A 9,185-nucleotide genomic window follows, 5' to 3' on the forward strand; every position below is an offset into this window, starting at 1 on the left:
AGCCTTTCACGCTTTGTGATTAAGAAACCCGGCTTTTGCCGGGTTTCTTGCGTTTGGGGCTAAGTACTTGAGGCATGTCTCAAGAAAACCCTGCAAAGGTATGAAAAACCGTTAATAAAGGTAGATTTATCATATTAAATAGTCTGTAATTGGTCGCTTTTTAGAGCAGTAGGCTCCCTACCGGGCGGCTTAGGTATATAAGCATGATAGGTTCTCGGTAGTTTTCAGTATCTCTTGTACTGAAGTGGGTCAAATAATAGGACTTGGTCTTTACGCGTGTTGAAAAAAACAATTCTGTATCTTCTTGTTTTCTTATTGGCCTTTAGCGTTTTTGTGCTGGCTAAGGCTCCAGCGCGTGTGATTTGGGAGGGAGTTGTAGAGGCTGATCCTTCTGTAACTAATTCTCTTCGCTCTGTTGGTGTTTCGGTAAAAGGCATTGAGGGGACTATCTGGGATGGTCGTGCTTTGGTTCAGTATAAAGGCATTGCCTCAATAGTTGATTGGAATGTGAAATTATCTGAACTATATGCCTTATCACTTCCCGTTAAGCTTGATATTGATAGCCAAGCGGGCGAATTGGAGGCTGTGATTACGGTGGGCATGTCTGACATCGCTGTGACGGTTTCTCGTGGTGACCTAGACTTATCTATGCTAAGCCCAGCGCTGAGGGCGCAACGAGTCACCCTGGATGGTCAGCTATTGTTAAAGGATATACAGCTGCTAGCTGAAGATAATATGCTGCGATCAGCTGCAGGTATGATCTCGTGGTCTGGTGGCGATATTGCCTATCCTGCTCAACGCGCTATACATCAACGTAGCTTTCCTCCTTTTAGGGGGGTGATAGAAACTAGCGAAACTGGGGAAATAAAAGCAGGTGTTCGTGATAGTGGCGGATCGTTTGATGTCATTGAAGCGACGGTGAGCCCAGAGGGTGAAGCGCTAGTTAAAGTGAAAAGACGCTTATTGGATTTGGCTGATGAGCATTGGCCCCAAAACTCCAAAGAAGAAGATGTCGTGTTTAAAGTGAAAAAGAAAATTTATTAGGCTGGTGAATAATTTGATAACGCTAGGGTCAGGAACAATTGCTAGGATTCAGTCACTGTTGGCTGTGACTTTGCTTGTTTATGTCGCTTATCTGGGGGCTGGAGTGTTTTGGTATTCACTGGCTTCTTCGGATGAGCGCGCTTTAGTGTTGCCTCAGAATAAAGTTGTTACAGCTAAGAAAAGCCAGGGGCGAGATGCCAGGTTAGCTGACTATCATTTATTCGGACAAGTAGGAAAACAGGTAGTTAAAAAGCAGGATAAACCAAAAGAAGCGCCTAAGACCAGCTTAAGGTTAGCATTAAAAGGTGTTTTTATGTCAGAGCAGGCTGGCGCATCGGGTGCTATAGTAGAAGAGATTGGCAAGAAGGCGGATTACTATGGCATAGGTGATGCCCTACCAGGCAGGGCCACTTTGGAAGAGGTATATAGTGATCGTATTCTCTTGAGGCGTAACGGAAGGCTAGAAACTTTGGCTTTTGAAGAAAAGAAGAGCATCAAAGGCAGTAGCAGTTTTTCTAAGGTAACGCCGGTTAAAGCCCAGCCGAAAAGAAGAGCAAGGGTGGAATCAGTAGAAACGCCTCAGCAATTTATGGATGAGGCTGCAGAGCGCTTACAGGAAGATCCTGTCGCTGCATTGGGCTCAGTTGGGCTGAAAGCTTCTTCAGAGGGGTATGTTTACCAAGGTGGAAACCCAATGTTGTCGGGGCTAAATCTTAACAAGGGTGATGTGATACGCTCGGTGAATGGTCATAACCTTGGTGATATTCAGCGCGATAAAGAGTTAATGAAAAGTCTCTATGAGCAAGGTAGTTTGGAAGTAGAAGTGATGCGAGATGGCGCCAGCTTTTATATTAACTACCCTTTGAGATAAAAAAATTGCGGGCTCAAGCCCAGTAATGCAAATGACTTAAGTGTAAAGTGATTGTTATGAAGTCTACATTAGGAAAGAACATGTTCAGTATGGTCCGTCTCAGGTTGGTGCACTTGGTTGTTTGTGCCGCGCTGGTATTTAGCGGGAGTGCCTTCGGTGAGGAGCAAACCTGGAAGGTAAATCTGAAGGATGCGGATGTCAGAGCATTTGTTAGTCAGGTTGCCGATATAACAGGTTATAGCTTTGTTATTGACCCTCGAGTTAAGGGTAAGGTCACGGTTATTTCTAATGCTTCAATGAATAAATCTGCTGTTTACGAAATGTTTTTATCCGTCTTGGGGGTGCATGGCTTTGCAGCGATACCTGGCCAGGAAGTGATCAAGATTGTCAGACAAAATGATGCCAAGCAGAGTGCTCAGAACGATCGTTTTTTGAAAAAGGTACCATCAGAGCAAATCGTTACGCGGGTAATTCAGGTTAACAATGCTCGTGCTTTAGAGTTGGTTCCGATTCTTAGACCGATGGTGGCAAAATATGGACACCTTGCGGGTGTCGCAGCTGCCAATGCTTTGATTATTAGTGATCACCTGGCGAACATAAAACGAATTAGTAAGATTATTGATGAGCTGGATAGCCCTTCTAAATATGAACTTGAAGTTGTTCAGCTTAAAGAAGCATGGGTTGGTGATATGGTAAAGCTCTTAGAAGAGTTAGCACCTAGCGAGCTGAGTAAAGCTAAAGGAAAAAGTGGCGGCAATAAATTTAGTGTTGTTGCAGATCAGCGCAGCAATCGGCTTATCCTTCGAGGCGATGAGGCATTCCGGGAGAAAATGCGAGAGTTGATAGCCAAACTGGATCAACCTTCATCCACGGGTGGTAAAACCAAGGTAGTCCGACTTAAACATGCGGATGCTGGAGAGTTAGCTGAGTTGTTAAAGGGGCTAATGGGCGATATTAGTAGTGAGGGTGCTAAGGGTAAGGGTAAAAGCCAATCTTCAGAAGCGAGTGTTTATGCTGATGAAGGTTTGAATGCGCTGGTTATTAGAGCAGAACCTTCAGTGATTCAGGAGCTCGATGGTGTCATTGAGCAACTTGATGTTCGCCGAGCTCAGGTACTGATCGAGGCTGCGATAGTTGAAATTAAAGATGACCTGAATGACAAACTTGGTATTCAGTGGGCCTTGTATGATCAGGGTGCATCGGTTCCAGGTGTATTTACAAACTTCTCTGATGCGGGAATTGCGACGGCGAATGTATTGTCAGCGTTGATCGCGCAAGATAGCAGTGATGATGGTGATCTTAACGTCTCAGGTATTGGTGCGAGTGATGGTATTACCGCAGGTTTTGGGCGAACAAGTGAAAGTGGTGTAAGCTGGGGTGGCCTGATCCAGGCGCTTGAAGGTGATGCTAGCGCAAATGTTCTTTCTACACCTAAAGTGATAACCATGGATAATCAGGAGTCATCTATCATTGTTGGTGAGAATGTTCCAATTATCACAGGTCAGTCTACTTCTTCCGGTGCTGGAACGTCGGACCCGTTTACTACGATTGAGCGTCAGGATGTCGGTGTTAAGTTGATTGTGACGCCAAGTATCAGTGATGGCAATTTAGTTCGTTTGGAAATTGAACAGGAAATATCAGGCGTTTCTCCGTCAACGGCTGGAGCCGATATTATTACCTCGAAACGTCAGATTAAGACGAATGTTCTGGCTGATGATGGCGAGACTATTGTTCTGGGCGGCCTAATTCGTGATGACGAAACTTACCAAGAAAGCAAGGTTCCATTGCTGGGTGATATTCCCTGGTTAGGTGCTTTATTTAGAAGTACTCAGAAGGTTGTAAATAAGCAGAACTTGGTGGTATTCCTAAAACCAACGATTTTACGTGATAAAGCGGCCAATAAGGCTGTTGCCGTTGAGAAGTTTGATCAGCTATGGAATTTGAACTTGGCGATCAAGGAAAGCAATGGTGAAGATACTGAAGATTTAGTTAAACCTCAGCTTGATAGCGTATACCAAGGCATGCAGGTTAAGTAAAAGCCTTCAAAGGCTGAGTATTTATTTTCTTGAATAAAAAAGGGAGAGTCAGAGACTCTCCCTTTTTTGTTTTAAAGACTCTTGTTCAATAAACGGTGACACCCATTTCAATGAAACCTACTTTAAGGTCTTCGATATCGTAAGCAGTTAAGCCTAGGTATTCTAATATGTCATCTTGGCTATCTTCCCATTCCGGGTCGCTATCTTGTAGGCCAAGTACTTTGTAGTTTCCGCAAATATGCTCAGCCAGTTTAAGAACTGCCAGCAAGGTTTTCTGCTGCTGGTTTTTGCCGTCTTTAACTGCAAACACTTGCTTGGTGTTATGGTGTTCGGCAATAACTTGGCAGATATGCTCAGGGAGGTTCCATGACTTGGCGGTGAAATAACCGACGACACAGTGATTGGTGTTGAATTTTTCATTCTCTAAGTCAATGACTCGCTCATGCTGGCCGGAATAAGTTTTTTCCATGACGGTGATATAATCATCGAAGCGTGAAAGCATGAGAGGAATACCCGCATTATGGAACAAGCCTAATGCATAAGCTTCGTCTGGCGTGCGGTAGCCGACTTTTTTGGCAACCGCTGCGCAGACCATCGCTATGTCGTTTGCGGTATCCCAAAAAGAGGTTAATTCAATGATGGCTTCATCTGACATTTCACCTTTGATTGCCAGGCCATTCAAGATATTAATAACGGTATGAATACCCAGTAGTGATACCGCTTGCTCAATGGAGGTGATTTTATTTGCCAGACCATAAAATGGTGAATTAACAAATTTCAGCATGGTGCCGGATAAGCCAACATCCTTCGCGATTAAATTGGCTATTCGTTGAATATCCGGGGCCGGCATGATCTGTTCCATTTGTAAGTCCACAAGAATCTGGGGTTGTGGAGGTACATGAATGCCTTGAAGAATTTTTTTGACCTGGGCTTCGGTGAGTTGGTTGCTCATAATTTGCTGCTGCCTGTGACTTGCTTTATTACAAATACTGATAATTAACCTAGTAATTGTAGGATGAATTGAGAAATAAGCTAACGATGAGCAGAATAAAAATGGGCCTAAATCGGCTTGCTTGATATACTGCCGCCCAATTCAAGCTAACTAAAATATCGAGAGGTGTACGATGACTGACCAGCCTAAAACGCTTTGCCTGAATAAAGGGGCTGACAAGAGACTAAAACAGGGTCACCTCTGGATATATAGCAATGAGATTGATACCAAGCAAAGTCCCTTAAAACAGTTTGCGCCAGGCGAACAAGCTATTGTGGTCAACCAGGCGGGTAAAGCGATTGGCCGGGCTTTTATTTCTCCTGCATCACTCATCGCTGGTCGAATGATTAGCCGGGACCCTGCACAGGCAATGGACCAGTCTTTGCTCAGGCACAGGTTAAAGATCGCTTTGTCCCTCAGAGAGCAAGCCTTTGATGGGAATTCTTATCGCTTGGTTTATGGTGATAGTGATATGTTGCCTGGCCTGGTGATTGACCGCTTTAAAGACGTATTTGTTGTTCAGATTTCGAGTGCTGGAATGGAGTCTTTAAAGGATGAAATCGTTTCGGCACTTGAGAAGGTTTGTCGACCGAAAACGATTTTGTTTAAAAATAATGGCAAGATGAGATCTGCCGAGAATCTCGAGTCCTATGTTTCGCTTGCTATGGGAGAGGAGCTTGAAGACGCCGAACTGGAAGAGAACGGTGTTCGTTTTCTTGCACCAGTTATGAAGGGGCAAAAAACAGGCTGGTTTTATGATCACCGCATGAATCGGGCGCGCTTAAAAGACTATGTTAAAGGTAAGCGCGTGCTGGACTTGTATAGCTATGTGGGCGGTTGGGGAGTTCAAGCCGCTGCATTTGGGGCTGAGTCGGTTACCTGTGTAGATAGCTCTTCAATGGCGCTTGATTACGTTGAGAAGAATGCGGCACTAAATGACTTGTCTGACAAGGTAAGTTGTATTGAGGGTGATGTCTTTGACGTGTGCAAGCAGTTGAAGCTTGAAGGTGAGAAATTTGATGTTGTTATCGCTGATCCACCAGCATTTATTCCTAAGCGTAAGGACCAGAAAGCGGGTGAGATTGCTTATCAACGTTTGAATCAGCTTGCGATGCGCCTGCTAGAAAAAGATGGTTTACTGGTTTCTGCGTCGTGTTCTATGCACCTTTCGCGAGAAGCCTTGATGAAAGCTATTGCGGTAAGTGGCCAGACTTTGGAAAAGCGCTTACAAGTAATTGAGCAGGGCGGCCAAGGTGCAGATCACCCAATACTGCCAGTAATTCCGGAAACAGAATACCTGAAATCAATTTTCGTCAGAGTTTTGCCAGCATCGTAGTTTGATTAAATGAAAGTGCGATGCAGGGCTTAGTTTTGTCTCGTGCTTTCTAGTGTTTCAATGACGCGATTTGCAAGGCTTATTCTTGCGGCGATACTACTCTTGGTATCGTGCATAGCTTGCTTGCCGATCAGCATTTGAATTTGCCGACAGGCTTCGAGTTCTACTTCAGCAATTTGACGAAGTGATGCTCTGAGTTCTTCTTCAGGAATGGTGGCAAGTGCTGCTGGATAGTAGCCATCGAGCCTGTTCCAAGAAACGCTAAAAGCTTCGATATCTTGTTTGAGCAGTTTGCTTAGGAGTTTGAGGTATTTTGCTCTACGCTTGGCGCTTTGGTTCTGACTTTTGCTAGTGTTCTCGATTGAAAAGTCTGCAACGATTCTCGGGTTTCCACTCTCGCCAAAAAGCATAAACTCTAAAGCATGAAAGCCTAAGGCAACATAGGCAGAATCTCCGAGTAAATGCTCCTGATTAAGGCTATCCTTGGTCAATTCGATTTCAGAGTGAATTAAACCGCTTAGCGGGTAGCCTTGGACCTTATCTAAATAGCCAGGAATCAAAGGGTACTGATCAATGCGGTTGTGGTTCGTATGAACGAGTTCAGGAGAGCTGAGAGTCACATCCAAAACCGGATGTATGATGTTCAGGCTTTTTAGCCATTGTCTAAGAAGTCTAGTCGAGATATATGTATCGTGAGCTAGACTCCACTGCTGATGAGCTTCCTGTAGAGATTCTTTCGATGGCTGAGTCGTTAGTTTGTCGATAGAACTTTGTAGCTTAGCGGCTGCGTTGCTGGTTTCAGTAAGTAATCGATTACTCTCTTTAACCATTTGGTCGATCAAAGAGGTGGAGAGTGTTGCGATTTGACGGTTGCCAATATCTGACGATTGCTTGTTTATTGCTGAGCTTGTTTTGCTGGATGTGATATCTGGCGTTGAGGGTTCACTGCAGCCGAATAGCGCTAAACAACAGAAAGTGGTGAATAAGCCCCTGATCATGTCTTTTTTCTTAGCTTCTGAGAGTTTGTATTGGCCAGCCATTTTGTTCACTATATTCTCTTAAGGTGTCATCCGGGTCGATAGAGACTGGCGTGCTGACCAGCTTTAATAAAGGCAGGTCATTATGTGAATCGCTATAGAAAAAAGAACCTTTGAGTGTATGGTGATTCGTCTCTAACCACTCGTTCAAACGCGTAATTTTCCCTTCTTTAAAGCTGGGTGTGCCGCTTACCTTGCCTGTATATCGACCGTCGACTTGCTCGGGAAGGGTCGCTATCAGTGTATCAATGCCAAAAGCCTGAGCAATAGGCTCAGTAACAAAGTGGTTTGTGGCGGTAATAATCAGGAGAGTATCTCCGGCAGCTCTGTGTTTTTCAACAAGCTTGATTGCCTTATCAAGCATAAGTGGTTTGATTTTCTCCAGAAAAAACTCTTCTCGCCATTTCAGCAGTTGCTCTGTCGGATGTGCGGCGAGTGGGCGAAGCGCGAATGACAGGTATTTGAGGATGTCGAGTTCACCATTTTGGTAATCCAAAAGAAATTGATCATTGGCCTCTTTGTAAACTTGAGCGTCGACAATAGACTTTTCGACGAGAAATTCGCCCCAGGCATGGTCGCTATCACCCGCGATTAATGTGTTGTCTAAGTCGAAAATTGCCAGTGCCACTTATGTACTCCCCCGAGAGTGTTTTATGCTAAATAACGACCAATCACAAAGGGTCGATTTCGATGAATAGAAAATCATATCAGATCATCTCTTTAAAAACTCATTAAGATCTTAAAAGTAGTCTAGAATTGATTGATATATCTAGCATAATTAATTATTTGCCCGCTCATGGGTTTGCTGTATCGGGCAAATTCTGAAAGAATGAAGGCAATGTAAATATCTATAGACGGGAAATTAGAGAGTGATAGATTCTGACGGTTTCAGATTAAATGTCGGAATTATTCTCGCAAACGAATTTAATGAGGTACTTTGGGCAAGGCGAATCGGACAAAATTCTTGGCAGTTTCCGCAAGGTGGAATCAAAGTTGATGAGACTCCTGATGAAGCACTTTACCGTGAATTGAATGAAGAAATAGGTTTGCAGCCTTCAGATGTACAGATTGTGGCCAAAACAAAGGGTTGGTTACGCTATCGATTACCCAAGAAAATGATTCGCCATAACTCCTTACCGTTATGCGTCGGACAGAAACAAAAGTGGTATATGTTACGCATGCTGAGTGCTGACTCAAGCATATCTGTAGATCGGAACGTGAGCCCCGAGTTCGATCGTTGGCAGTGGGTAAGTTATTGGTATCCGCTGGGTCAGGTTGTCTCATTTAAGCGAGAGGTATACCGAAGAGCAATGAAAGAGTTATCAACTGACTTATTTAAGAACTAAGCCACCTATTGGAAACGTGGGCATAATATAAAGGGTATTAAATGCTAAGCATACTTCGCAGTATTGTTCAGGAAGTGAATAGTGCCGCTAGTCTTGAGGAAGCACTGAATATTATTGTCAGTCGCGTTCAGGAGGCTATGAGTACGGAAGTATGTTCCATCTATCTTCTTGATCCGGCAGAAAATCGTTATGTCTTGCGTGCCTCTCGTGGCTTGCGGGAAGATGCGATCGGGAACGTGAGCTTGGGTTATTCAGAGGGTCTGGTTGGTTTGGTTGGTGTTAGGGAAGAGCCGATAAACCTCGAAGATGCCCAGCAGCATGAACGCTACCGCTATTTGCCTGAAACGGGAGAAGAGCGTTTTACAAGCTTTCTTGGTGTTCCAATCATTCATCATAAAAAGGTATTGGGTGTATTGGTTGTTCAGGAAGCCAGTAACCTGCGTAAGTTTGATGAAGGTGAAGAAGCTTTTCTAGTTACGGTTTCTGCACAGCTGGCGAGCGTTATAGCGCATTCAGAAGCAACT

At 44.2% G+C, this 9,185-nt stretch carries 9 protein-coding genes; 6 read left to right on the plus strand and 3 right to left on the minus strand.

Features of this window, described 5'->3' with window-relative positions; translation table 11 throughout:
- Positions 1-276 precede the first annotated feature (276 nt).
- Genes gspN through gspD form a run of 3 tightly spaced genes read left to right on the plus strand, consistent with a single transcriptional unit; the run spans position 277 to position 3,951 of the window.
- Positions 277-1,044 (plus strand): type II secretion system protein N, encoded by a 768-nt coding sequence (gene gspN / locus A3757_RS09045; RefSeq protein WP_068509035.1) that lies wholly within the window; start codon positions 277-279, stop codon positions 1,042-1,044.
- A gap of 13 nt (positions 1,045-1,057) precedes the next feature.
- Positions 1,058-1,915 (plus strand): type II secretion system protein N, encoded by an 858-nt coding sequence (locus A3757_RS09050; RefSeq protein ID WP_197469962.1) that lies wholly within the window; start codon positions 1,058-1,060, stop codon positions 1,913-1,915.
- 56 nt (positions 1,916-1,971) lie between these two features.
- Positions 1,972-3,951 carry a type II secretion system secretin GspD gene (gene gspD, locus A3757_RS09055; protein WP_231872239.1) on the plus strand — a complete coding sequence of 660 codons (1,980 nt, stop codon included), beginning with the start codon at positions 1,972-1,974 and terminating at the stop codon, positions 3,949-3,951.
- Between the two features lie 85 nt (positions 3,952-4,036).
- On the opposite strand, the gene A3757_RS09060 is transcribed toward gspD, so the two are convergent.
- Positions 4,037-4,903, minus strand: coding sequence for an HDOD domain-containing protein (locus A3757_RS09060; protein WP_068509039.1), 867 nt, complete (start codon positions 4,901-4,903; stop codon positions 4,037-4,039).
- 172 nt (positions 4,904-5,075) lie between these two features.
- Here A3757_RS09060 and A3757_RS09065 point away from each other — a divergent pair, with 172 nt between their 5' ends.
- Positions 5,076-6,278, plus strand: a complete 1,203-nt coding sequence (locus A3757_RS09065; RefSeq protein WP_068509041.1) for a class I SAM-dependent rRNA methyltransferase — start codon at positions 5,076-5,078, stop codon at positions 6,276-6,278.
- Between the two features lie 29 nt (positions 6,279-6,307).
- Here the strand turns inward: A3757_RS09065 and A3757_RS09070 are convergent, their stop codons facing one another.
- Together A3757_RS09070 and A3757_RS09075 are read right to left on the minus strand one after the other, a co-directional pair.
- Positions 6,308-7,318 carry an imelysin family protein gene (locus tag A3757_RS09070; RefSeq protein ID WP_068509043.1) on the minus strand — a complete coding sequence of 337 codons (1,011 nt, stop codon included), beginning with the start codon at positions 7,316-7,318 and terminating at the stop codon, positions 6,308-6,310.
- A complete protein-coding gene (locus tag A3757_RS09075; protein WP_068509045.1) occupies positions 7,287-7,943 on the minus strand; it encodes an HAD family phosphatase in 657 nt (218 codons plus the stop codon). The genes A3757_RS09070 and A3757_RS09075 overlap by 32 nt, the downstream gene beginning before the upstream one ends.
- Positions 7,944-8,184: 241 nt before the next feature.
- Between A3757_RS09075 and A3757_RS09080 the strand changes: the two genes are divergently transcribed.
- Positions 8,185-8,661 (plus strand): RNA pyrophosphohydrolase, encoded by a 477-nt coding sequence (locus tag A3757_RS09080; protein ID WP_068509047.1) that lies wholly within the window; start codon positions 8,185-8,187, stop codon positions 8,659-8,661.
- 41 nt (positions 8,662-8,702) lie between these two features.
- On the plus strand, positions 8,703-9,185 hold a 483-nt coding region (locus tag A3757_RS09085), incomplete at its 3' end, for a GAF domain-containing protein (protein WP_156506263.1).

Source organism: Oleiphilus sp. HI0117 (assembly GCF_001635235.1).

Excerpts from the sequence above, each read along its gene's own strand:
- gspD (WP_231872239.1), top strand. The coding sequence starts at position 1,972 with ATGAAGTCTACATTAGGAAAGAACATGTTCAGTATGGTCCGTCTCAGG.
- A3757_RS09060 (WP_068509039.1), bottom strand. The coding sequence starts at position 4,903 with ATGAGCAACCAACTCACCGAAGCCCAGGTCAAAAAAATTCTTCAAGGC.
- A3757_RS09065 (WP_068509041.1), top strand. The coding sequence starts at position 5,076 with ATGACTGACCAGCCTAAAACGCTTTGCCTGAATAAAGGGGCTGACAAG.
- A3757_RS09070 (WP_068509043.1), bottom strand. The coding sequence starts at position 7,318 with ATGGCTGGCCAATACAAACTCTCAGAAGCTAAGAAAAAAGACATGATC.